Raw genomic sequence first — 23,690 nt, 5'->3', positions numbered from 1 at the left:
TAACGCACAAAAGTAGCGTTTTCTAATTTAATTTAAGGTGCAAGATAACATATAAGGTTTTAAATGTTTGTTAATTAATAAACATTTGGATTTCTACTTTTATGAAGATGCTGTAACTTTACTTTTTCATGCACTAACCTACCAATTGGTAGCTCAAATACATTAAAAGTTACATTTTATGGACTCATTATTATTTTCTCCGCTTACTATAAAAAATATCACTTTAAAAAACAGAATCGTTATTTCGCCCATGTGCCAGTATTCTTCAGTTGATGGATTTGCAAACGACTGGCATCTGGTTCATTTGGGAAGCCGTGCCAGCGGAGGCGCCGGATTGATTATCCAGGAAGCCACTGCGGTTTCTCCGGAAGCCAGAATTTCTCCTGCTGATCTTGGAATCTGGAAAGATGAGCATATCGAAAAGCTAAAACAAATCAATACGTTTATTGTTTCTCAGCATTCAATTCCGGGAATTCAATTGGCTCATGCTGGGAGAAAAGCAAGTGTTTCTGCCCCGTGGGAAGGAAATAAAAAGTTAGATTTCGCTCATGGCGGATGGCAGACGGTTGCGCCAAGTGCTGTCCCGTATCATGAAAACGAGCCGTTTCTTCCTAAAGCTTTGGATAAAAGCGGAATCCAAAAAGTGATTTCTGATTTTAAAGCTGCTGCTAAAAGAGCTGTTGAAGCCGGTTATCAGGTTGTCGAAATCCATGCTGCACATGGATATTTGCTGCATCAGTTTTTATCCCCTTTAACGAATGTCAGAACCGATGAATATGGCGGAAGTTTTGAAAACAGAGTCCGTTTTACATTAGAAATCGTTGAAGCCGTTCAGACCGAATGGCCTTCAAATTTGCCCTTATTCGTTCGAATTTCTGCTACAGACTGGGCAGAAAATGGATGGAACCCGGAAGAATCTGTACAGCTTTCGCAACTATTAAAAGAAAAAGGAGTAGATTTAATTGATGTTTCGTCTGGCGGATTAGTTTCACATCAAAAAATCACACTTGGACCGGGCTATCAGGTTCCTTTTGCAGAAAAAGTAAAAGAAGAATCCGATATGTTAACGGGAACAGTTGGTTTGATTACAGAAGCACAACAAGCCGAAGAAATTTTGAATAACGGTCAGGCCGACTTAATTTTGTTTGCCAGAGAATCACTCAGAAACCCAAACATGCCTTTGGATTTTGCAAGAGAATTGAACAATGAGGTTCAATGGCCAAAACAATATGAAAGAGCTAAACTATAAATTTATTTAGCCACACACTTTAGGAATTAAAATTTTTAAAATAATTTGTGAATTCGTGGCAGAAAAAACATCTAACAATGCAAAAAATAAAAACAGCACTTTTATCATACGGAATGTCGGGAAAAGTTTTTCACGCTCCTTTTTTAGATCTTCACCCGGGTTTTGAATTATTAGGTTCGTGGGAAAGAAGTAAAAAACTGATTCAGGAAGATTATCCTACTGTAAAAAGTTATGCTTCAATTGATGAATTATTGACCGATGATGTCGATTTGGTAATTGTAAACACGCCAGTCGGAACACATTATGAATATGCTAAAAAAGTACTTTTGGCAGGAAAACATGCTGTTGTTGAAAAAGCATTTACGACAACCGCAGCTGAAGCCAAGGAACTGGCCCAAATCGCTAAAGAAAAAGGTTTAAAGCTTGCCGTTTTCCAGAACAGAAGGTGGGACAGCGATTTTAAAACGATTCAGAAAGTAATCAATGACGGTGTTTTAGGAGATCTTGTCGAAGCCGAATTTCATTTTGACAGATACAATCCCGTATTAAGTCCGAAACTGCATAAAGAAACTGTAAACGACGGAGCCGGAATCCTGAAAGATTTGGGCCCGCATTTAATCGATCAGGCCGTTTGTCTGTTTGGTTCGCCAAAATCGGTTTTTGCAGATATTCGTTATACCAGAGAAAATACAGTAGTAGATGACTGGATCGATTTGTTATTGATTTATAAAGATTTCAGAGTGCGATTAAAAGCTGGCTATTTTGTGAGAGAAGCCAATCCTTCCTATAGCATTCACGGTAAAAAAGGCTCTTTCCTAAAACAGCGCGGCGATGTTCAGGAAGATGAACTCAAAATTGGTAAAAAACCAAACCGTGATTCCTGGGGAACAGAATTAGACAATTTTGAAGGGATCCTGCATACCGAAATTGACGGAAAACCAATTCGTGAAAAAATCAAAACCCTTCAGGGAAATTATTTTGAATATTTTGATGGTGTTTATGATGCTATTGCCAATAATAAACCCGAACCGGTTACAGCTCAGGACGGTGTAAAAGTAATGCAGATCATCGAAGCCGCAATTGCGAGTAACCAGCAGAAAAAAATTATTGATTTGTAATTCAAACATACAGTCATGAAAAATAAAAAAGAATTATTACCAGAAGAGCTTGAACAGCTGCTTAAAACTCTTAAAACCCGTTTTGAGAAAAACAAAAACCGGCACCAAAATATAGATTGGGACAAAGTACAAATAAAGTTGGAATCCCATCCTGAAAAATTATGGTCTCTAAATGAAATGGAGAAAACCGGAGGCGAACCGGATGTGGTTTCTTTCGATGAAAATACTAACCAATACATTTTTTATGACTGTTCGGCAGAAAGCCCAAAAGGACGAAGAAGTCTTTGTTACGATAACGAAGCCCAGGAATCCAGAAAAGAACATAAGCCTGAGAATAATGTTATTGAAATGGCTGCTACAATGGGTATTGAACTACTCAATGAAGAACAATACAGGGCATTACAGCAGCTTGGAAAATTTGACGAAAAAACATCGAGCTGGATCAAAACCCCTGCTGAAATCAGAAAACTTGGCGGCGCCCTTTTTGCAGATTTTCGCTACAATACAGTATTTGTATATCACAATGGTGCCCAGTCATATTATGCTGCAAGAGGTTTTCGGGGAGCATTAAGTGTTTAAATTCACAATTTATAAACAATAACGTTGTATATTTAATAGACAATTCGTTGTTCTCTATCTTTAAAATAGGAATTCTATACCTTTGTATCTTCAAATTTAAAATGCATTTCTGTGATAGATTTCAATCCATTAGCTTTATTCCAGACCAAAGGAAAAATTAAAAAAGTCTATCGTGAGGCAAAAGCGTCCTATTTAAACAGAATTCGTTTTGCCGTTAGCATGTTTTATTTTGGAATGGGTTTAAGCTTTGCCACCTGGGCAAGCAGAATTCCGGATATTAAAACGGCTTTACATTTAAGTGAAGCCGAATTAGGTTCTGTGCTTTTTGCGCTTCCTGTGGGGCAATTGATCATTATGCCTTTTTCGGGAAAAATGGTAACCAAATTTGGGAGTCACCGCATTTTGATTTTCTCTTTAATTATGTATGTTTTCAGTCTGACCAATTTAGGTCTGGCTGCAAGTGCGTTTCAGCTTTCGATGGGATTATTTACTTTTGGCATATTCGGGAATTTAGCCAATATTGCCGTAAATACTCAGGGAGTTTACACCGAAACACTCTTCAAAAAAAACATCATGTCTTCTTTTCATGGCATGTGGAGTTTTGCAGGATTTACAGGTGCATTGGTAGGTTTAGGAATGCTGTCTCTTAACCTAAATCCGTATCAGCATTTTTTAATTGTTGCTGCTGTTGTAGTAGTAATGATTGTTTTTAATTTTAAATTTTTAGTTAAGGCAAAAGAAAAAATCAAACCCAAAAAAGAAGGCAAAAAATTATTTACCAGACCCGATAGTTCCTTATTATGGCTGGGTATAATTGGCTTTTGCAGCATGGCAAGCGAAGGTGTCATGTTTGACTGGAGCGGTATTTATTTTAAAGATATCGTAAAAGCACCGGGCGCCTTGGTAATTTTAGGATATACTTCCTTTATGATTATGATGGCCAGCGGGCGCTTTATCGGTGATGCCATGAATAATAAATTTGGCCGGAAACGTGTCATGCAAATTAGTGGCTGTATGATTTCACTTGGGCTTTTTACCGCTGTTTTCTTTCCGTATATTATTCCTAGTACAATTGCTTTTATGGTTGTTGGTCTGGGCGTTTCTACTATAGTTCCTACCGTTTATAGCCTTGCCGGTAAAAATGAGAGTGTTTCTGCCGGAGAAGCCCTAACTATTGTTTCAAGTGTCAGCTTCCTTGGATTTCTTATGGGACCTCCTGTTATTGGATATATTGCAGAAACCTTCGGACTTCAGTTTTCCTTTGCCTTTATCGGAATATTTGGCGTTTTGATCGCTTTTATGGTTTCGAAAATAAAAGTATCGGCGTAAATCTAAAATTATTAATTACACAAAATATTTTTGATTTCTAAAAATATTTAATAGGAAAAAAGAAATAAAAACATTTTTTACTTTACCTTTGTAATATAATTCAGACCTGATATAAACTTATTATTTGTTTGGAAAATTGAAATACCACTAATTATCTACTTTCAAACATTTGCATTTCCAAACTCAATTTGGTTTTTTTGACTGAAATTTTCTGAATTCAAAAATTTCAGTCAAAAAAGATTTATACCCTTTTCTTGTAAAAAAGAAGAGGGTTTTTTTAATTAATTCGGTTTACATGCACAAAAAATTACCCGTTCTTATACTCCTTTTTATTTTTAAAATTGCTTCAGCCCAAAAAGAAACTATTTTTTCTGGGCGCGTTATGGATTCTAAAACTCAGAATCCTTTAGAAAATGCAGTCGTTAGTATACAAAATTCAGCTTTAATGCAGCTGACCAAAAATGATGGAACTTTCGAATTACATACTACTTTGCCCGGCGAGCAACTGCTTTTAATACACAGTCAGGGTTACAGGGATCTGCTTCTGAAAGTAAATACGAATGCTGGTCAAAAAGTAAATCTCGGAATCTTATTATTAGAAGAAGACCAGATTGAAAATTTTCAAACCACAATTATTTCCCTTTTAGAAAGCGACCTGAACGAAGACAACAGTTCATCAGAAACTACTTCCGGACTTTTGCAATCTTCCAAAGATGCTTTTCTGCAGGCAGCAGCATTCAATTGGGGACAAGCCCGATTTAGCCTCCGCGGATTAGACAGCGAAAACGCAACGATGATGCTTAATGGCGTTAAAATGAATAAAATTTACGATGGAAGACCCCAGTGGAATAATTGGGGCGGACTAAATGATGTTCTCAGAAATCAGGAGTTTACCATTGGCGCTGCTCCTTCTGATTATACTTTTGGAGGGATTTTAGGCACACAGCAAATCTTCACACAGGCATCAGCTTATAGAAAGGGAATCCGGATGTCTTTTTCAGGAACCAATACCAATTACAACTGGAGAACCATGATTACCTATGCTTCGGGCATGAAATCTTCCGGCTGGTCTTATGTTTATTCGGTTGGAAAACGCTGGGCTGACGAAGGCTATTTTGAAGGAACAAAGTATGATGCGAACTCTTTTTTTATAAGTATCGAGAAAAAATTAAATCCGAAACATTCTTTAAATTTTACCGGTTTTTTTACACCAAATGCACGTGGAAAAAATTCGCCAAATACTGATGAAGTTATCAATTTAAAATCGGAGCAATATAACTCGTATTGGGGATATCAAAGTGGCGAAAAACGAAATGCAAGAGTAAAAAACGTCGAAGAACCTTTGCTGATGCTCAATCATTATTTTAAAATTAATGACCATGCTAACCTCACATCTGCCATTATGTACCAATTTGGAAAAGTTGGAAACAGCAATATTGATTTTCAAAACGCAGACAGTCCTGACCCCACTTATTACAGAAAATTGCCGAGTTATTTTACCTCCCTTTATTCGGCTGACAAGGGAGAATTTTCAGGAGCATTTACTCCTGATTATGAAAATGCAGCAATAAGCAGAACATTATTTTTACAAAATTCACAAATCGACTGGGATGCATTGTACAGAGCGAATCAGAAACCTATAAGCAATTCTGAAGGAAGCATTACAGGATACGAACCTTCAAAAAGTAATTATGTTTTGTATGAAGACAGAACCGATGACAAAACATTAGCTGTAAATTCAAACCTCAACACGCAGCTTTCAGAAAATATATTTTTTAGCGGCGGAATACTTTTTAAGAATCTAAAATCACACAATTTTCAGCATCTGCTGGATTTATTAGGCGGTGTGTACTTTGAAGATATTGATTCATTTTATAAAGGAAATCAGTCGCAGTCGGATTTAAAAAACCCCGATCGCCAGGTAAAAACAGGAGATCGTTACGGTTATAATTTTAATTTTTATGCCACAACAGCAGAAGCTTTTACGCAGTTTAGATTTGTGTATAAAAAAATAGACTTTTATCTGGGAAATTCATTTTTTGCTTCAAAATACCAGAGAGAAGGTTTGTATCAAAATGGTATTTATCCGGAAAATTCATTTGGCAAAAGCCAAAAAGTAAATTTTGAAAATTTCGGATTCAAGGGCGGACTTAACTATAAAATTTCAGGAAAACAATGGTTGTTTTTTAGTGGAATATATCAAACCAAAGCACCTTCACTCCGAAATACTTTTTCTAATTCAAGGCTAAACAATTCAATTGTAAACGGAATCGAAAATGAAACCTTAAGCAGTGCTGATATCAATTATGTTTACCACTCACCAAAACTTAAAATGCGTATTTCCGGTTATTATGCCTTGATAAAAAATACAACAAAAACATCCTTCTTTTATGCAGAAGGAATATTTGACGATGGAGCCGGCTATGATAATACGGATGCCTTTGTAAGTCAAACATTAACCAACTTAGACAAGAAAAACATTGGTGCTGAGTTAAGTCTGGAATATCCATTTTCGTCTACTCTTAAAACTGTCTTTTCAGCTGCTTACGGAAGTTACATTTATAACAGCAATCCAAATGTTTCTATCACCAACGATGCAAATGCGGCCATTGCTGATGCGGAAACAACTTTTGATTTTGGTCAATCATTACTCAAAAATTACAAGCAATCCGGAATGCCACAGCAGGCATTTTCATTCGGAATGGAATATCATGATCCTAAATTCTGGTGGCTCTCTGCGAATATTAATTACATCACAGACCGTTACATCGATGTTTCGCCAATTACAAGAACATCAAGGTTTTATATCAATCCGGCAAGTGGTTTCAATTTTCCGGAAGCTTCAGAAGAACGAGCCAAAATGCTGCTTAAACAGGAAAAATTAAATCCTGTCACGCTCTTAAATATGACAGGCGGAAAGTCCTGGCGTATTCATAAGACTACAATAGGGCTTTTTGCCAGCATCAATAACGTCTTTGATTTTAAGTATAAAACCGGAGGATTTGAACAGGCAAGAAATTCCAATTTTAGAGAATTGAATCAGGATGTTTCCAGCGGAACGCCTTCTTTCGGCCCAAAATATTTTTATGGCTACGGGAGAACTTATTTCGTAAACCTAACAATCAGTTTATAATTTAAAAAACTTTTTCCAAATGAAAAACAACTATAAAAACCTTATTTCTATATTATTTGTATTGCTTTTTTGCAATTGCAGTGAAGATGTGGCTGTTCCAAAATTAGAATGCACACAACCTGATTTAAAGATAAACAGAACCGCTGAAGATGTGTTGAAAACAGCTACTATTACTGCTACAAAATATGTTTATGATGATGTAATTGAAGCGTATGTGGTTTCAAGCGACGAAAACGGAAATTTTTTCAAAATCCTGTATCTTCAGACTTTAGCAACAGAAACCAAACCGTCTGTAGGTTTTAGTATTGCTGTGGATGCGACAAATACTTACATTGATTACCGTATTGGAAATAAAGTCTATATAAAATTAAAAGATCAGTTTACCGATTTATTTTATGGCGGAATGCGGATTGGAAGTTTGTACGAAGGCAGTTCGGGAACCGCATCTGTTGGAAGAATTTCCCAAAATGATTATAAAAATGTACTACATGCATCATGTACGATGATGAATGAAGATGAATTAGTGAATTCAATTTCTATTGAAGAAGCTTTGGAGGACAGTAAACTAAACACACTTATAGAATTATCAGATGTCCAGTTTTTAGAAGCGGCTATTGGCCGTCATTATTTTGAAGAAGCGAATAATGTTGGAGGATCTACGAATTGGGGCATAAGAGACAAATCCGGAAATCAGATTATTTTCAGGACGAGCAGTTTTGCCGATTTTTCGACCCATTTAGTTCCGGAGGGAAGCGGAAAAGTGCGCGGAATTTTAACCAAATATGGTTCTGATTATCAGTTAATGGTACGTTCTGAAAAAGATGTTGTTATGAATGGTAAAAGTAACGTTCCGTTTTTTACTGAAGATTTTCAAACGGTTACAAATAATGTCAATTTCGCATTACCAGACTGGAGCAATATTGTAGAAAAAGCTTCGAAATTATGGAGAACTATGGTTACTGCCGGAAACGGATATGCCGAATTTAATACCACCAGCACGACAGCAGCAGAAAATGTTGCATGGCTCATAACCCCAAAAATTAATTTGACGAATTATAAAAATACGGTATTTTCTTTTAGAAGTGCGCAACATGACTTAAAAGTTGATTCGCCTTTGAATGGTTTAGAAGTTTATATCTCAACGAATTTTGACGGATCAGAAGTAGATAAAGCCACCTGGATAAAATTAAATGCCAAAATAGCGTCGCTTTCTACGCCCACACGCCAGTTTATTAGTTCAGGAGGGATTGATTTATCTGCTTATTCAGGAAATGTCAATATTGCATTTAAATATACCGGATCAGGAAAAGATAAAACTCTTAATGGAGCATTTATGGTTGATGATGTAAAAATGTTTGGAGAAAAATAAGTTTCGAAAACAATATAATCCAATGACTTACAGTAATAAAAATCTAATTATTGTGTTTTTCAGTTGTTTGATTGTTAAAATTTAATAGAATTTTGTATTTTGGTCATCCCAAATTAAAACTTCTTATGAAAAAAATTTACCTGCTAGCCATTCTTGCAATGGTTTCTACCGGTTTGTTGCACAGTCAGGACAATCCGGTTCGATTGAAACAAATTAACATCGTAAAAACAAATTATCAAAATTCTAAAGACGGTGAAATTGTAAACAAAACAGTTGTTTTTAAAGATGGAAAAATCGAAACCATCACTACCTCAGATGTTATTCAGAAATTCTTTTATAACAAAAACGGATTACTGGATATGACTGTAAAGGATAAAATAGGAAGTGACTGGAAAGAAGTTGTCAATTATACTTATGACGCAGATAACAACATTACAAAGTTTGTAAATAAGTATCATGAAGGGAATGATTATATCACTAAAACAGTAACTTTTAATTATGATGGAGCCAGGATTAAAGCCATAACAAAGAAAAGTACCAACCATCAGAATGTGCTTGAAGATATTGAATATATTGTTGAGAACGGCATTATCGTCAGACGTACCTCACGTGACAGAAACAAAGCTATTATTGGTAAAATTGAATATGTGTATGTGAACGACAACGTATCTAAACACAAAGGTCTTGTGGGAGACAAAATATCCAAAACCTATACTTTTGATGATAAAAAATCGGTAGATCAGTTAATCGTTCAGAATTTATTTGGCGATAATTACAAAATTATTGTACCCATGATTTCGTATCATGAAAGTGAATTTAGCTTCGAATCTATATCGTATAATAACGAAGTTAACTTTAGTCCTACTTCAACAGCTTTAGTTGCTGTAAGCAGAAAGTACAAATACAACAAACTGAATTTCCCGATCTCATGTTCTCAAATTGAGGAAAACGGAATTGTAAAGACGGAGAAAACGTTTATTTACGAATAAAAACTCTATTCTCTGATATCCTTTAAAACCATTTAGAAAAGTAAATTTCTAAATGGTTTTCATTTTTTAGAGACTATAACAATTTCTTAAATAGAACTTAAAAACTAAATTCTATAAGTATTCTATTTACAAATCATTAAATTTGCAGCTTATTCAAAGCTATGTTAGAAAAAGAAGTAATAAATTTTGAAAGAACAGCCATCGTTGGTATTGTGACTCAAAATCAAAGTGAAGAGAAACTACAAGAATATCTGGACGAATTAGAGTTTTTAACTTTTACGGCCGGCGGAGAAGTGATCAAACGCTTTTCGCAAAAAATGGAACGCCCAAACCCTAAGACTTTTGTGGGTACCGGAAAAATAGATGAAATCAATCTTTTTGTAAAAGAAAACGCCATATCGACTGTTATTTTTGATGATGAATTAACCCCTTCACAGCAAAAGAACATTTCACGAATTATTGACTGTAAAATTCTGGACAGAACCAATCTGATTCTGGATATTTTTGCGCAAAGAGCCGAAACATCCTATGCAAGAACTCAGGTAGAACTGGCACAATGTCAATATTTACTGCCAAGACTTTCGGGTTTATGGACACACCTTGAGCGTCAAAAAGGAGGTATTGGTATGCGTGGTCCGGGAGAAACTGAGATCGAAACCGACAGACGTATTGTTCGTGATCGTATTTCGTTACTGAAAGACAAAATCAAAACAATCGATAAGCAAATGAGCATTCAGCGCAGCAATCGCGGTGCAATGGTGCGTGTTGCCTTAGTTGGTTATACGAATGTGGGAAAATCGACTTTGATGAATGCGATTGGAAAAAGTGATGTTTTTGTCGAAAATAAACTATTTGCAACTCTAGACACTACAGTCCGAAAAGTGGTGATTAAAAATCTGCCTTTTTTGCTTTCAGACACTGTAGGTTTTATTCGAAAACTGCCAACTCAATTGGTAGATTCTTTTAAAAGTACACTTGATGAAGTTCGTGAAGCCGATTTATTATTACATGTCGTAGATATTTCGCACCCGGATTTTGAAGATCATATTGAATCTGTAAACCAGACTTTACTGGAAATCAAAAGCAATGACAAACCAACTATTATGGTTTTTAATAAAATTGATGCCTACAAACATCTAACCATTGACGATGATGATTTGATTACCGAAAAAACCAGAAAACATTACACTCTTGAGGAGTGGAAACAAACCTGGATGAGTAATGTTGGCCAGAATAAAGCGTTGTTTATTTCGGCTACACAAAAAGAAAATTTTGAGGAGTTTAGAGAAATCGTATACGAAGCGGTTCGCCAGATTCACATTACGAGATTTCCTTATAATAAATTTCTGTATCCGGATTATAAGGATGCCGTTGAGAAGGAAGAGGAATAAATCTCTGAAAAAATTAAAAACAAAAAATCCCTTTTGAAAAATCAAAAGGGATTTTTTGTTAATACTAAAATGTCTTATATTCAACGCCATTTTTATCAGCATAAGGCAATAACAATTTCATGACGCTTTCATATTTTTTATCCAGCAATATGCCTTTGGTATCGTCTAGTTTTCTGCTGGCATTATTGATTTCTTCCTCCGTTTTACCTTCATCAATCATTTTAGCGATTATTACAAAATCTGTTTTTTGTATTTCATCGGCATATTCAAACAAATCTAAAGCGGCTTTGACAATCGGTTTGGCTTCTTCCTCAACCTTTAATTTTTTTATTTTTTTGATGTCCTCCTTGAACGTATTTCCATACCAATAGTTTATAGACTCTACACACGTGCCAGGACGCATCGATTTATTATCCGTTGTCGGCACTTGTAAACTGCCATTTATTTTTTGTTGATAAAACTCTTTAAATAAGCGTTCAAAACTTTTAGGAATTTTATTTGCATTAAGACCAATGACCTCAAAAACCTGATTCGGACTATCATTTAGCAGGTTACAAGAAGAAACAATAGCCGACAAAAAAAGGATAAAAATAATTTTAAATTTCATCTTATTACTGGTTTTGGGTTTCCGCCTTTTTTATAACTGAAGACTGCAATTTTTCAATTTTCATTAAAACAAAATTTTCATACGCATGCTGTTTTGTTTCGCTTTTTTTACCTGAACTAAAGCTTTCGCTTATGATATAACTTTTTATAAACTGACTTTTATGGGCACCTAATGCATAATACCAGCTTCCCATTTCTGAGTGCACAAAAATTACGATCTCTTCCAGTTTCATGATTTTTCTTTTAGCTCTTAACGGACTGCTTTTGTAAACTGTATTTTCTTTTGCATCAAAAGTATAACGTATTTTACTTCCTATTTGTATATCATATAAACTATGCAATACAAAATAACCCATCAAGATATAAATTGCCCATCGCATTGCTTCATCAAGCCGATGATCAAAAAACGATAAAATCAAAATACCGGCAATAATACCCGCTAAAAACCACCATGACATAACAAGTGATGGCTTTTTGGGGCACAAAGAAAACGTATTGAGTGTTTCTTCGATATTATATTTTTCCTGAATGTTCATCTGTATTTATAATTTCCTGAATTTCGTTAAGTAAATTTTGCATAGATCTGGCTGTAAACCCCTGTGCGATACCGCTGCATTGTTCTTTGCCATTTTTCATATAATACAGATTCAAAGAAACATTTATGGTGAAGAAATACTGAGTGGTTCGTACGACTTCAAAATTAACAAAATCACTGAGCGGAATCCGAACCGGCGGAATAATCAGGGCATTTTTGATGAGGATTTCTTTTTGGTCCATATCGATCACAACGTGATTTATAAAAATGGAAATCAGACATAAAACAGTCAAAATTCCAAAAATCCAGATCATCGCTGTGTTACTTATCAATACGCCTGCAAAAGAGAATGCTGCCATTCCGAAAACTACAATGAGTCCAAAACCGTATTGTCTTTTCATGACATACTGGTTTCCGTTTTTTGTGAATTTTTGTAATGCTTCCATAGTTATTCAACTTTTACACCATCAATAATCAGTGTAGCAGCTACTATTGACATATACGAGCTGGTATAATCCGCGGTCAATTGATCGCTTAAAGAATCTATGTTTGCTTTTGTAAATTCTAATTTCCTGGAAGGCATTTTACCGTAAGAATCCACCATTGTGATGTATCCGTCTAGCCCGTTTTTATTAGTCATAAAAGCTTTTAATAACGCCACATTCTGCCTCTCGAAATCTATAGAAAAATAATAATTCTTTGTCTGCTCTTTTTTTTCAGTACCATCAGTCGTGGTAACATTATTTGTTGAAGTCGTAAAAGAAAATGTCGCAGAACGAACCGGTGCTACAATAGTTTTATTTCCGTCTTTTACCGTGATTTCTATTTTAACACGTTTGTCTTCCTGTTGTCCATAACTCAGTGTGGTCAAAAAACAAAAGGCTATTAGTATTAATGTAAACTTTTTCTTATTCATAATTTAGATTTGTTTTAAAAAAATATTTATAGCAAGATTACTATTTAGTAAACCTCAGAACAATTCGGAATTGGTATATGGCAGGATTAGATTTTTATTTGGTCAGAGTTGAGGTTTATCAGTAAAAACAAACTTTATGGCTAATTTAGAACCCTCTTTACAAATTGATTTTTCAGCCTGAAAATGTTTGGCCGGTAATCAGACAATTTGTACTTTTCCTCAGTAATATCGATATCTATGCACTTCAAACCAATATTTTTGCCCTTAAAAAACGCCCATTTAAAATACATTTCTTTCCTGTTGTTATTTGTTTTTTTTGGGATTTCAGTCCATGCGCAAAAAGCTTCTGCTACAGAAAATTTGGCCGCTTATGGATATTCTAAACGTTTCTCGGATACAGCTTCCTGCAAAAAAATGCTGCAGCTGGCATTAAATCAGGCAAAAAAGAAAAACAGTATAGAGGACAAAATTATTTGCTATTCGTATTTAGCATTAACCCAAAGACGGTTACTGCACTTAAAACAATTTTCACACTATGCCGACAGTGCTTATTATTTATCAGGCAAAACCAATAAAATAAGGCCGAAAGCGTATGCATTCCTCGCTATGGGATCGTTGAAATCATATATCGATGAAAAACCTCAGGCGTTAAAATATCTTCTGTCTTCCTATAAACTTTTTGCAAAAGCGCAAGCTTCTGATCAGTGTTCTAAAATTGCTGCCGATATATCGTATCTTTTTTATCCGGCGTCACCAGCTAAAGTCGAAAAATATGCACGGGAAGCTTTATATCATGCTGCTAAAGCCGGTGATGCTGAAAGTATGCTGCACGCACGCCTTGCTTTTGGAAGCTACTTAACTGATAATCTTGAAACTTCAGACAGTGCCGAATGGCAGAAAGCAATAACTTTTTTTAACAAAACGGTTGATTTTGCTGAAAAACATGCCAGCTCAATAGTAAGTAAAAGCAATATCGGAATTGCGTATATCAATCTGGCCGACCTTTATTCGAAAGGGCCAAAACCTATTGATGAAAAAGCATTTTTGAAAAACCTGGAAAAAGCAACCGCTATTGCGAAACAATACAATATCAGAATCATTTACCGAAGTGCCATAGGGCTTAAGGGATTTTATTTTACAGAAAAAGGGGATTATACCAAAGCTGAATTATTATTTATTGAAGGAATAAAATACCAAAAAAGCCTTCCTTATACAGATAATTACCTTTTAGCTGCTTTTTACAATTCCCTCAAAGATGTTGCAGCGAAACGAAAAGATTTTGAGGCTTACTACAATTATGATGCAGAATATGTTAAATACAATGAGTTAAAATATGATGAATCTGCTCAAAAAGTATTGCAAAATGCTGATGTACGTTATGAATCTTCAAAAAAAATAGAGCGCATCAAACAACTGGAACTCGAAAACCAGTTGGTACAAAAAAACAAATTATTGGGTTACGGAATTGCCGGTGTTTTACTGATTGGATTAGTGTTTATGTTTCGTTCCTATTATTATCGTCAGCGTTATTACCAGAAGCGTGAAGATTTCCTGAAACAGGAACAGGCCAATACCGAACTTAAAGTACAGTTGATGGAAAAAGAAACAATAGAAAATCTCTCTGCACGTCTTGCTATGGAAAGAAGATTGCTGCGTTCTCAAATGGACCCGCATTTTATTTTTAATGCTTTGGGAAATATCCAGAGCATGATTCTGCAAAAAGATACGCTTCCAGCCGTTTCTTATCTGAATAAATTTGCGAAACTCACCAGACAAGTTTTGGAGCAATCCCGTAAAGAAACCATTTCGCTTGACGAAGAAATAAACACTTTAAAAAATTATATCGAACTCCAGCAATTGCGCCTTAATAACGGTTTCGAATATGTAATTGAATGCGATGAAACTGTTGAAACCGATGTTCTTATACCACCATTATTGATCCAGCCTTTTATAGAAAACGCCGTTGAACATGGACTGAAACCTCAGGTAAAAGAAATTAATGGGCTCATTACTATTCATTTTACACAACACACAGATGAAAAAAACCTGATCTGTACCATTAAAGATAACGGAATCGGTTTAGCGGCTTCCCGAAAACTGAAACTAAAAGACAATCACGAATCATTGTCTACCAAAATTACAGACGAAAGGTTAAGCAAAATGCAGAAAGAAAATCCGTATGCAGGATTTGAGGTTCGGGAACGCGATGCAGATGAAGGACCGGGCTGTATCGTAATTTTAAATATTCCAATACTATAATAAAATGTACAAAACTATTATTATTGAAGATGAACAGCGACTCAGGGAGGCTTTATCTATAATGCTCGAAATGACAGCCCCTGATGAAATTCAGGTTGTGGCTTACGCCGAAAGCGTTGAAGAAGCCGTAAAACTCATTGACCGTTTAAAACCGGATCTGGTTTTTATGGACATCATGCTGAAAAATGGAACCGGTTTTGATGTGCTGCAGCAAATTACTTTTAATTCCTTTCACCTGATTTTTACAACCGCATACGAACAGCATGCCATTAATGCTTTTAAATACAGTGCCATTGATTATCTTTTGAAACCCATAGATCCGGAAGAACTGAAAACCGCTATAGACCGTATTGCTCTTTTACAGGAAAGGGTTCTGGAAAAACAACAACTTACTGAATTACAAACCAATCTTTCAAAAACACCGGACCGGATTATCCTGCCAACGCAGGAAGCGATGTATGTAGTAAAGCTCGAGCAAATCATAAGATGTGAAACTTCTGGCTCTTACACGACTTTTTTGCTTACGGACGGCAGAAAAATTATGGTTTCCAAACCACTCAAAAATTATGAAGATCTGCTGGAACCACCTGAATTTTTCAGGATACATCAATCACATCTGATAAATGTGAATTGCATTGTAAGTTACTCCCGTGAAGGAATGGTCCAGATGAATGATAAATCTTTTGTGCCTATTTCAAGGGCAAAAAAAGAGCAGTTTTTTAAACTGATGAAAGATGAAATATAACCTTCAATACGTAATACCTGTTTAAAGAAACTAAATACCAACCGGAAGCTGCAGAAGACAAAGTCCGGGTTTTGACTTACAATAGTTACTACTATTTTTGATTCAGTAAATAACTATAACATGAACAATAAAACCCTGTCTATCTTAAGCTACATCACTATCATTGGCTGGATTGTAGCTTTTGTAAAAAGTAAAGATTTAAACCCAAAAAGCGATTTGGTAACCTACCATCTGAAACAAGGCTTTGGAATCTTTTTAGTTTCTTTCGCCGTAAACATTATTCTTTCTGTGGTTATTGCAACTGTGACTTCATTGTATTTCCTAAGCTACATTGGCTATGCCATTTTTATCTTATGGATTTTTGGCATCATCAACGCTGCCAACGAACAGAAAAAACCAATTCCGGTGATTGGAAAAATTTTTGAAGATAAATTTGGTTTTATAGACTAATATCAAATTATCTTTTTTAGCTGACGTTTTTATTTTTGGAAAAGTAGAAAATGATTCTCAACAATCTTGGTTTTCACACTAAGAGTGTTGGGAATCTTTCTTTTTATTGTAACAAAAATTAAAATTTGATAAAAAACCGATTGTTCTTAATTAGCCACGACAGCAGCGACATCCTTTGCTTGCCTTCTTTATGGCAAGCAAAGATATAGCGAATGGCGGGACATCATGCTATTGTAAAACCAATTGTGCTGCTCCGGACTTTGATTAAAATCCGAAATTAACTCCTAAACCAAAAACTTCCCTGGTCTGAAATCCTCTAAAGGCGTTATCATCATAGATAGCCTGAAATGAAAGGTTTGCAGAAAGGAATTTATTGACTTTCATGATAATATTCAAAGAGTAATTGATATCTACATTTTGCGGGTCTTCCAGATAATTAGAATATAAATTCAGCGAATTTTCTGCGGTTACGTTGGTCATAAGGGCAAGTTTGTAATACACCGCAGCATAAAAACCTAATTCGTATCGCATGCTTTTATTGGCATCTACACCAAAATACTCACCATTTACATAACCAGCTCCTGACGTATAGGCACTGTCCACAAAAGTGAATTTTGAAGTTAAAGGTGCAAAGTTTATTTTTAGATTTTCATCTTTTGACCAGTAAATACCGGGACCGGTTGTCAGATAACCCGGAGACATAAATTTGGTGTTTTCTGTTCTGATTTCTTTTCCGTTTACATCCTTATCGTAGATGTAGCCTGTTGTAAATTGAGTTCTAAAGTTTAAAAAATAAGAGTAATACCATTCTCCAAAAGCTCTTTTTCCAACAATCGAATTAAACTCTAAACGGTCATCTGTCTTTTTTCCGAAATCGGTGTTTTTAGTTTGTAAGATTCCGTATGAAGCTAAAATTTTGTTATCCCAGGTAAGATCATCCTTTTTGTAATTGAAATCGTAGTTGATTCCTAAAGTTCCTGAAAAACTGTCTTCACCTCCGGCAAGCCAGTTATTAAAACTGGACTGATTTAATAATAAAGAAAGATTTCCTTTTGTTTTCCAGCCTTCGCCTTCAATAGTATCATTTATCTTAGTTACCGCTTTTTCGGTATTCTGAATTAATTCATTTTCGGTATTTTGAGCCTGAACAAATGTAAAGTTCGCTAAAACGAATAGTAATAAAGCTATCTTTCTCATGGTTGTTTAGTTTAGTGTAGTAACAAATATAAGACTAAAAACGCTAAAGCCCGAGAGTTTATTGGGTTATAAAGGAAAGTTATTTCTTAGATTCTTTGTAAAGTGGTACAGCAGAACATGCCTCTCCATACATAATGCTTCTTGCAAAAGGCTGTAAATAGGTAGTTGCCAAAATATAAGCACGCATAGGAACAGGTTTTTTAGAACAGCCTTTTACGATTACCGGTTTACTTTGGTAAACGGAATAATCAATTTTACTTAAAATTTCTTCGTATAAACTGGCATCTAAATCTTCGATTGTCCCGTTTACTGTTTTTTTCGCATAAGGAGCCAAATGAACTGAAACCAATATCAATGCCCAGGCAGGAATAATAGCATCAGTACTGCAATGTACCGCCACATACTGATCCTGATATTGTGTCCAGTCGTGATTTTTAAGGTGTTCCCTAAAGTCTTTTTCTTTCAATAAAAAACCTTCCAAAAGCCATTGCGAAATGTCAATCTGAACACGCATTCCTTTTGGGTAATAATCCTCTAAATCAAAAACTTCTAAGGCACTATTGGCAACTTTATTGATAATTTCTTCCATGTGAAAAATAGTTTCAAGTTTTAGGTTTCAAGTTTGCTTCGCCTGTTCGAACAAAGTTCTCGAGTCAAGTTTGCGCAACCTGAAACTTGAAACTTTTAACCTGAAACAAATATTAAAGCATTCCTAATTCTAATTTAGCTTCTTCGCTCATTAAATCTTTACTCCAAGGCGGATCAAAAGTAATTTCAACATCTACATCTTTTACGTTTTCGATGGTTTTTACTTTTTCTTCTACTTCTCTTGGCAGACTTTCCGCAACCGGACAATTTGGAGATGTTAAGGTCATCAGGATTTTTACTTCGTAATCCGTATTTACCATTACGTCGTAAATTAATCCTAGCTCATAAATATCAACAGGAATCTCAGGATCGTAAATCGTTTTTAAAACCTTTACAATTGATTCTCCTAACTCGTTTGTGTCTATTTCTTGTTCCATTTTTTTGTGTTTTTTTTCCACCATATAAGTTATGTAAGTTCATTTAATTTTTGAAACCTATTTGTGTCGGATAATAAAAGAGCATTTAAGAAGCGAACTTAAATTTCCTTATATAACTTATATGGTTTAATTTTTATTTTTTTTAATCTTTGAGCCAGCGGTATAATTCGTTGACGTATGTTTTTTGGCCTTCGTGATAAATATTTGTGACATTAAAGTTTATCATTAGTCCTATTGGAGACTTTAAAAGTTTCATATAAGACATTAATTTGGCAATATGAACCGGAATAATTTTATCAACAGATTTTAATTCAAGAACTAAACAATTTTCTATAAATAAATCACATCTTAAATCTGATTCCAATACTAAACCCTTGTATTCAACCGGAATAATCAACTCAGACTGAAAATTAATTCCTCTTAAAGATAATTCTCTTATCAGACACTGATGATAAATGTTTTCTAAAAGTCCTGCACCAATATTTTTATGAACTTCAATCGCTGCTCCGTTTACCTGATAAATTAAATCAGTCAAATATTTCTTTGTTATCATGCATTTTTTTCACAATAATAAAAAAAAAGAAAGATAAAGCCTACTTTTTTTTCATCATATAAGTTCATTTAATTATGGAGTATTAAACTTTCTTTGCTTATATGATTTTTTCAGATAAGCGAGTAAACAAAGCTTATAATCTCTTATATGAGCTTATATGGTTCAAAAAACTTTTAATTTTTATTTTTCGAATCAAAAGCCAAAGCGTACATTTTGATGTTTTTTATCATTGAAACCAAACCGTTGGCACGGGTGGCTGATAAATGTTCTTTTAATCCAATTTCGTCTATAAATTCTGTATCCGCATTTATAATGTCAGATGCTTTTTGATTGGAGAAAGCACGAATCAGAATCGCGATAATTCCTTTGGTCAAAATCGCATCACTGTCTGCAGTGAACACAATTTTATCGTCTTTTTGTTCTCCCTGAAGCCATACTTTCGACTGACAGCCTTTGATTAAATTTTCGTCGGTTTTATATTCTTCTTCAATTAACGGAAGGCTTTTTCCTAATTCGATGATGTATTCGTAACGCTGCATCCAGTCATCAAACATCGAAAATTCATCTATTATTTCGTCTTGTATTTCTTTGATTGTCATAATTATTCTTTAGCAAAATCAGTCAGCAAATTGACCAGTTTTTCAATTTCCTTTGGAGGAAAACCATTGTCAAAACCCGGTGTTTCGTAAGTTTTCTGATTTTGGGTTATTTTTAGATTCCCAATCGCGGCACCATCATAAAAACGTTTTTCGGTGGGTGCTTTTAAAGTGGGAATACTTTCTACATTTATCTTTTCAAATTCGGCTAAGATTTTATCCCACTCTGCCTTATCGATTTTATTTTCTACAGGTTGTGCATCTCTTTTATTGGTCACTGAAACCGTTTGGTTTTGTACCACTATCTTTTTATAATAACCTCGCGACATAGCCGAATATTCAATCACTGTCGATGTCATATCTGTTTTTTTCTGGCTTGAACAGCCTGTCATCATAAAAATAGTCAGCAATAAAAAAGATACAGTTCTCATAATTTTTTTAGCTTAACATTGTTTTTGCTTTTTTAACAGCCTCTACCATTGCATCAATTTCTTCTTTCGTATTATAAAAAGAGAACGAAGCACGGATGGTTCCCGGAATACAGAAGAAATTCATAATAGGCTGCGCGCAGTGATGTCCAGTACGAACTGCAATTCCTAATTTATCAATTATCGAACCAATATCATACGGGTGAATCCCATCTATATTAAACGAAACTACCGAAGCTTTATTTTTTCCATTTCCGTAAATTCTTAATCCTTCAATTTCCAGCAGTCGCTTTGTAGCGTGTTCCAGTAATTTTTTTTCCTGTAGCTGGATGTTTCCAAAACCAACTTCATTCAGATAATCAACAGCAGTTCCTAAAACGATTCCGCCCGCGATATTTGGGGTTCCGGCTTCAAATTTATGAGGCAGGTCGGCATATGTTGTCTTTTCGAAAGTTACTTCTTTAATCATTTCGCCCCCGCCCTGATATGGAGGAAGTTTGTTTAGCCAGTCTTCTTTTCCGTACAAGATTCCCGTTCCGGTTGGTCCGCACATTTTATGACCAGAAAAAGCATAAAAATCACAATCCAGATCCTGAACATCCGGCTTTAAATGCGGAACGGCCTGCGCTCCGTCAATTAAAACGGCAGCCCCAACTGCATGAGCTTTGGCAATCATTTCCTTTACAGGATTGATTACGCCCAATGCATTCGAAATATGATTTACGGTAACTATTTTAGTTTTCTCAGATAATAAAGATTCGTATTCACTGATAATCAGTTCGCCTTCTTCGTTTATCGGAATGACTTTTAAGACAGCCCTTGTTTTTTCACACAGCATTTGCCACGGAACAATATTGCTATGGTGTTCCAAAGAAGAAACCAAAATTTCGTCACCCGGTTTTAAAATAGAAGCAAAACCATTGGCTACTAAATTGATTCCGTGTGTTGTTCCCGAAGTAAATAAAACCTCGTGAGAAAATTTGGCATTGATATGATGTTGCAATTTTACACGTGAAATCTCATAAGCATCAGTCGCTAACTGGCTTAATGTATGAACTCCACGGTGAATATTGGCGTTTATTTCCTGATAATATTTCGCTTCGGCATCAATTACAACCTGTGGTTTTTGCGAGGTTGCACCATTGTCGAAGTATATTAATGGTTTTCCGTTTACTTTTTCGGAAAGTATTGGAAAATCAGCTCTTATTTTTTGAATATCCAGCATAATTTATTTAGAAAAATTCTAAGTACAAAAGTACTAAAACTAAATTGTTTTATCCGCCAATTCTATAATTTCCTTTTATACCACTATACATTTACATTTAAAATATTGATTAACGATTACGCTTAATTATTTTAACACATAGAAACATAGATTTTGTAAATGCAAAAAAGGCGTTTCACTTATTACCAAAAAACATAGCTATGTGTTGAGAAATAAATTTCTCTTTTATAACCCGTTGGGTGAAATAGAATAAAATAGCTTCATTTAGGGATTAAATCTAATTTGATCTGCGAAAATCCTTTAAAATCTGAGTGAAATACTTTTGCTTATTAATTTTTCACGCAGATTACACAGATTAAAGCAGATTTAGACAGATTTATATCTAAGTTGATGCGACAGAATTGAAAAAAAATAAGTTTCACCCACCCAGTTCTTTTATATTCTTTTTTTACAAATAAAACTATGTTTTTCTATGTGTTTAATTAGAAATTTATGATTCAACCGTAACCACTAAAATCTTGACTTTAAATTATTTATCTTGCATAAAAAACAGCTGTATTTAAATATGAAAAAAATTCTCAAATTACTTAGCATTCTTCTTCTTTTGATAATTCTTTATTTTGGTTTTACCACTTACCCAAAACTGGATCTGATTTCAGGCTTTTCAGCCAAAAGTATCGCTTCTGGACATTTTCTGGATAACCGTTCGAAAGAATTAATCGAGAAAACCGACAATGATATCAATTTAATTAATCTGGCGACCAATACTATTGATGAGGCCGGAAAATTTGCCACCTCATCAGTGTACGGAATGAAAGAACGTAAAGCCATTTACCGTGAAGGTCTGGGAGCGACCTTAATCAATGATGATTTTGATGTTTCGAAACCTTATTTAGTTCCAAAACGAAACAAATTAGTGAATAATTTACCTTTTCCTTATGGAAATAATGAACCGAAAGACACCATTTTTTCCAACATTGATTATTCCAAATTAAACAAAGCAATTGACAATGCTTTTGACAAATCGGGTGGAAAACTAAAAAGAACACGTGCCGTAGTAGTTTTATACAAAAACAAACTGATTGCCGAAAAATACGATACCGGTTTTACAAAAGACAGCCGCATTTTAGGCTGGTCAATGACCAAAAGCATAACCAGTTCGGCTTTTGGAGTTTTGGCCAAACAAGGAAAAATAGATATTTACAAACCGGCTCCCGTTGTGGAATGGCAGAATGACGAGCGTAAAAATATTACCATAAACGATTTACTCCATATGAATTCAGGTTTAGAATGGGAAGAGAATTACAATACGATTTGCGATGCTACGAAAATGCTTTTTCAGGCCGAAGATATGGGCAAAATACAACTGGACAAACCGGCTCAGTTTAAGCCCAACACACATTGGAATTACTCTTCGGGAACGACCAATTTATTGTCGCTCATTTTAAAAAGACAATTTAAAACCCAACAGGAATATCTTGATTTTTGGTACAATGCGGTTATTGACAAAATAGGGATGAGTTCGATGATTGTCGAGCAGGACATGAGCGGAACTTTTGTAGGTTCCTCATACGCATGGGCGACAGCACGCGACTGGTCAAAATTTGGATTATTGTACCTAAATAAAGGCAATTGGAACAGAGAACAAATTCTGGATGAAAGCTGGGTAAAATATACCGCAACCCCAACCAATACTTCTGAAGGGAAATACGGTGCACAGTTCTGGCTGAACGCCGGAGGAAAATTTCGGGATGCACCTCGCGACATGTTTTACTGCAACGGGTATCAGGGACAAATGGTGGCTATTATTCCGTCAAAAGATATGGTGATTGTAAGGATGGGACTTAAGGAAGATCCTGCTTTTGATTTTAACGGGTTTTTGAAAGGGATTATTGGGAGTGTGAAAAAGTAAATTGAAATTTGATGCTTTTCCTAATTTAATTAGATATCATAATAATTTATATATTAGCCGTTTAAAAATTATTTATTTAATACTTC

Annotated in this window: 23 protein-coding genes; 12 read left to right on the top strand and 11 right to left on the bottom strand. The window is 35.0% G+C overall.

The features are described from left to right. The first annotated feature begins 178 nt into the window (after positions 1-178). The 8 genes from K8B81_RS10000 to hflX all read left to right on the top strand — a co-directional run bounded on the left by K8B81_RS10000 (position 179) and on the right by hflX (position 11,157). Positions 179-1,249, top strand: coding sequence for an NADH:flavin oxidoreductase/NADH oxidase (locus tag K8B81_RS10000; RefSeq protein WP_223681292.1), 1,071 nt, complete (start codon positions 179-181; stop codon positions 1,247-1,249). 77 nt (positions 1,250-1,326) lie between these two features. After that, positions 1,327-2,367, top strand: coding sequence for a Gfo/Idh/MocA family oxidoreductase (locus K8B81_RS09995; RefSeq protein ID WP_223681291.1), 1,041 nt, complete (start codon positions 1,327-1,329; stop codon positions 2,365-2,367). 15 nt (positions 2,368-2,382) lie between these two features. After that, the gene (locus K8B81_RS09990; RefSeq protein ID WP_025571002.1) at positions 2,383-2,946 is read left to right on the top strand and encodes a DUF4256 domain-containing protein; all 564 of its coding nucleotides are present in this window, start codon (positions 2,383-2,385) and stop codon (positions 2,944-2,946) included. 111 nt (positions 2,947-3,057) lie between these two features. Then, positions 3,058-4,275, top strand: a complete 1,218-nt coding sequence (locus K8B81_RS09985; RefSeq protein WP_223681290.1) for an MFS transporter — start codon at positions 3,058-3,060, stop codon at positions 4,273-4,275. Between the two features lie 295 nt (positions 4,276-4,570). Next, positions 4,571-7,408, top strand: a complete 2,838-nt coding sequence (locus K8B81_RS09980; RefSeq protein WP_223681289.1) for a carboxypeptidase-like regulatory domain-containing protein — start codon at positions 4,571-4,573, stop codon at positions 7,406-7,408. 19 nt (positions 7,409-7,427) lie between these two features. After that, positions 7,428-8,777, top strand: a complete 1,350-nt coding sequence (locus K8B81_RS09975) for a DUF5689 domain-containing protein (RefSeq protein ID WP_223681288.1) — start codon at positions 7,428-7,430, stop codon at positions 8,775-8,777. A gap of 125 nt (positions 8,778-8,902) precedes the next feature. Next, positions 8,903-9,766, top strand: coding sequence for a hypothetical protein (locus K8B81_RS09970; protein WP_223681287.1), 864 nt, complete (start codon positions 8,903-8,905; stop codon positions 9,764-9,766). A gap of 161 nt (positions 9,767-9,927) precedes the next feature. Then, on the top strand, positions 9,928-11,157 hold the full coding sequence (gene hflX / locus K8B81_RS09965) for a GTPase HflX (protein WP_223681286.1): 1,230 nt from the start codon (positions 9,928-9,930) through the stop codon (positions 11,155-11,157). Between the two features lie 64 nt (positions 11,158-11,221). Here hflX and K8B81_RS09960 read toward each other — a convergent pair whose 3' ends face one another. The 4 genes from K8B81_RS09960 to K8B81_RS09945 are packed head-to-tail and all read right to left on the bottom strand — an operon-like array spanning position 11,222 to position 13,214. Continuing rightward, positions 11,222-11,764, bottom strand: coding sequence for a hypothetical protein (locus K8B81_RS09960; RefSeq protein ID WP_223681285.1), 543 nt, complete (start codon positions 11,762-11,764; stop codon positions 11,222-11,224). Between the two features lie 4 nt (positions 11,765-11,768). Continuing rightward, positions 11,769-12,299, bottom strand: coding sequence for a hypothetical protein (locus K8B81_RS09955; protein WP_223681284.1), 531 nt, complete (start codon positions 12,297-12,299; stop codon positions 11,769-11,771). Further along, entirely contained in the window at positions 12,277-12,744 is a 468-nt protein-coding gene (locus tag K8B81_RS09950; RefSeq protein ID WP_223681283.1) for a hypothetical protein, read from the bottom strand. Before K8B81_RS09950 ends, K8B81_RS09955 begins: the two co-directional genes overlap by 23 nt. Before the next feature lie 2 nt (positions 12,745-12,746). After that, on the bottom strand, positions 12,747-13,214 hold the full coding sequence (locus tag K8B81_RS09945) for a hypothetical protein (protein WP_223681282.1): 468 nt from the start codon (positions 13,212-13,214) through the stop codon (positions 12,747-12,749). 258 nt (positions 13,215-13,472) lie between these two features. Between K8B81_RS09945 and K8B81_RS09940 the strand changes: the two genes are divergently transcribed. The 3 genes from K8B81_RS09940 (at position 13,473) to K8B81_RS09930 (ending at position 16,668) form a co-directional block, all read left to right on the top strand. Further along, the gene (locus K8B81_RS09940) at positions 13,473-15,473 is read left to right on the top strand and encodes a histidine kinase (protein ID WP_223681281.1); all 2,001 of its coding nucleotides are present in this window, start codon (positions 13,473-13,475) and stop codon (positions 15,471-15,473) included. A 4-nt stretch (positions 15,474-15,477) separates the two neighbouring features. Beyond that, positions 15,478-16,218, top strand: a complete 741-nt coding sequence (locus tag K8B81_RS09935) for a LytR/AlgR family response regulator transcription factor (protein WP_223681280.1) — start codon at positions 15,478-15,480, stop codon at positions 16,216-16,218. A gap of 120 nt (positions 16,219-16,338) precedes the next feature. Then, positions 16,339-16,668, top strand: a complete 330-nt coding sequence (locus tag K8B81_RS09930; protein WP_223681279.1) for a DUF4870 domain-containing protein — start codon at positions 16,339-16,341, stop codon at positions 16,666-16,668. A 264-nt stretch (positions 16,669-16,932) separates the two neighbouring features. Here the strand turns inward: K8B81_RS09930 and K8B81_RS09925 are convergent, their stop codons facing one another. The 7 genes from K8B81_RS09925 to K8B81_RS09895 all read right to left on the bottom strand — a co-directional run bounded on the left by K8B81_RS09925 (position 16,933) and on the right by K8B81_RS09895 (position 21,692). Next, on the bottom strand, positions 16,933-17,865 hold the full coding sequence (locus K8B81_RS09925; protein ID WP_223681278.1) for a DUF3078 domain-containing protein: 933 nt from the start codon (positions 17,863-17,865) through the stop codon (positions 16,933-16,935). A 79-nt stretch (positions 17,866-17,944) separates the two neighbouring features. Beyond that, positions 17,945-18,454 (bottom strand): DUF2480 family protein, encoded by a 510-nt coding sequence (locus K8B81_RS09920; RefSeq protein ID WP_223681277.1) that lies wholly within the window; start codon positions 18,452-18,454, stop codon positions 17,945-17,947. Positions 18,455-18,566: 112 nt separating this feature from the next. Next, positions 18,567-18,890 (bottom strand): SUF system Fe-S cluster assembly protein, encoded by a 324-nt coding sequence (locus K8B81_RS09915; protein WP_110307707.1) that lies wholly within the window; start codon positions 18,888-18,890, stop codon positions 18,567-18,569. A 142-nt stretch (positions 18,891-19,032) separates the two neighbouring features. Next, positions 19,033-19,443 (bottom strand): GxxExxY protein, encoded by a 411-nt coding sequence (locus tag K8B81_RS09910; protein ID WP_223681276.1) that lies wholly within the window; start codon positions 19,441-19,443, stop codon positions 19,033-19,035. Positions 19,444-19,616: 173 nt separating this feature from the next. Continuing rightward, the gene (locus K8B81_RS09905; RefSeq protein ID WP_223681275.1) at positions 19,617-20,042 is read right to left on the bottom strand and encodes a SufE family protein; all 426 of its coding nucleotides are present in this window, start codon (positions 20,040-20,042) and stop codon (positions 19,617-19,619) included. 2 nt (positions 20,043-20,044) lie between these two features. Then, a complete protein-coding gene (locus tag K8B81_RS09900; RefSeq protein WP_223681274.1) occupies positions 20,045-20,470 on the bottom strand; it encodes a putative periplasmic lipoprotein in 426 nt (141 codons plus the stop codon). Positions 20,471-20,477: 7 nt separating this feature from the next. Beyond that, positions 20,478-21,692 carry an aminotransferase class V-fold PLP-dependent enzyme gene (locus K8B81_RS09895; protein WP_223681273.1) on the bottom strand — a complete coding sequence of 405 codons (1,215 nt, stop codon included), beginning with the start codon at positions 21,690-21,692 and terminating at the stop codon, positions 20,478-20,480. Between the two features lie 565 nt (positions 21,693-22,257). Between K8B81_RS09895 and K8B81_RS09890 the strand changes: the two genes are divergently transcribed. Next, positions 22,258-23,604: a serine hydrolase domain-containing protein gene (locus K8B81_RS09890; RefSeq protein ID WP_223681272.1), complete on the top strand. Its 1,347-nt coding sequence runs from the start codon at positions 22,258-22,260 to the stop codon at positions 23,602-23,604. The last annotated feature ends 86 nt before the right edge of the window (positions 23,605-23,690 follow it).

It is taken from the genome of Flavobacterium hibisci, assembly GCF_020026925.1.
Lineage (GTDB): Bacteria > Bacteroidota > Bacteroidia > Flavobacteriales > Flavobacteriaceae > Flavobacterium > Flavobacterium hibisci.
This window is presented reverse-complemented; position numbering and strand designations above follow the sequence as displayed.

What these genes read in the sequence shown, in the direction of transcription:
- K8B81_RS10000 (WP_223681292.1), top strand. Translation starts at nt 179, where the DNA reads ATGGACTCATTATTATTTTCTCCGCTTACTATAAAAAATATCACTTTA.
- K8B81_RS09995 (WP_223681291.1), top strand. Translation starts at nt 1,327, where the DNA reads ATGCAAAAAATAAAAACAGCACTTTTATCATACGGAATGTCGGGAAAA.
- K8B81_RS09990 (WP_025571002.1), top strand. Translation starts at nt 2,383, where the DNA reads ATGAAAAATAAAAAAGAATTATTACCAGAAGAGCTTGAACAGCTGCTT.
- K8B81_RS09980 (WP_223681289.1), top strand. Translation starts at nt 4,571, where the DNA reads ATGCACAAAAAATTACCCGTTCTTATACTCCTTTTTATTTTTAAAATT.
- K8B81_RS09975 (WP_223681288.1), top strand. Translation starts at nt 7,428, where the DNA reads ATGAAAAACAACTATAAAAACCTTATTTCTATATTATTTGTATTGCTT.
- K8B81_RS09970 (WP_223681287.1), top strand. Translation starts at nt 8,903, where the DNA reads ATGAAAAAAATTTACCTGCTAGCCATTCTTGCAATGGTTTCTACCGGT.
- hflX (WP_223681286.1), top strand. Translation starts at nt 9,928, where the DNA reads ATGTTAGAAAAAGAAGTAATAAATTTTGAAAGAACAGCCATCGTTGGT.
- K8B81_RS09960 (WP_223681285.1), bottom strand. Translation starts at nt 11,764, where the DNA reads ATGAAATTTAAAATTATTTTTATCCTTTTTTTGTCGGCTATTGTTTCT.
- K8B81_RS09955 (WP_223681284.1), bottom strand. Translation starts at nt 12,299, where the DNA reads ATGAACATTCAGGAAAAATATAATATCGAAGAAACACTCAATACGTTT.
- K8B81_RS09950 (WP_223681283.1), bottom strand. Translation starts at nt 12,744, where the DNA reads ATGGAAGCATTACAAAAATTCACAAAAAACGGAAACCAGTATGTCATG.
- K8B81_RS09945 (WP_223681282.1), bottom strand. Translation starts at nt 13,214, where the DNA reads ATGAATAAGAAAAAGTTTACATTAATACTAATAGCCTTTTGTTTTTTG.
- K8B81_RS09935 (WP_223681280.1), top strand. Translation starts at nt 15,478, where the DNA reads ATGTACAAAACTATTATTATTGAAGATGAACAGCGACTCAGGGAGGCT.
- K8B81_RS09930 (WP_223681279.1), top strand. Translation starts at nt 16,339, where the DNA reads ATGAACAATAAAACCCTGTCTATCTTAAGCTACATCACTATCATTGGC.
- K8B81_RS09925 (WP_223681278.1), bottom strand. Translation starts at nt 17,865, where the DNA reads ATGAGAAAGATAGCTTTATTACTATTCGTTTTAGCGAACTTTACATTT.
- K8B81_RS09920 (WP_223681277.1), bottom strand. Translation starts at nt 18,454, where the DNA reads ATGGAAGAAATTATCAATAAAGTTGCCAATAGTGCCTTAGAAGTTTTT.
- K8B81_RS09915 (WP_110307707.1), bottom strand. Translation starts at nt 18,890, where the DNA reads ATGGAACAAGAAATAGACACAAACGAGTTAGGAGAATCAATTGTAAAG.
- K8B81_RS09910 (WP_223681276.1), bottom strand. Translation starts at nt 19,443, where the DNA reads ATGATAACAAAGAAATATTTGACTGATTTAATTTATCAGGTAAACGGA.
- K8B81_RS09905 (WP_223681275.1), bottom strand. Translation starts at nt 20,042, where the DNA reads ATGACAATCAAAGAAATACAAGACGAAATAATAGATGAATTTTCGATG.
- K8B81_RS09900 (WP_223681274.1), bottom strand. Translation starts at nt 20,470, where the DNA reads ATGAGAACTGTATCTTTTTTATTGCTGACTATTTTTATGATGACAGGC.
- K8B81_RS09895 (WP_223681273.1), bottom strand. Translation starts at nt 21,692, where the DNA reads ATGCTGGATATTCAAAAAATAAGAGCTGATTTTCCAATACTTTCCGAA.
- K8B81_RS09890 (WP_223681272.1), top strand. Translation starts at nt 22,258, where the DNA reads ATGAAAAAAATTCTCAAATTACTTAGCATTCTTCTTCTTTTGATAATT.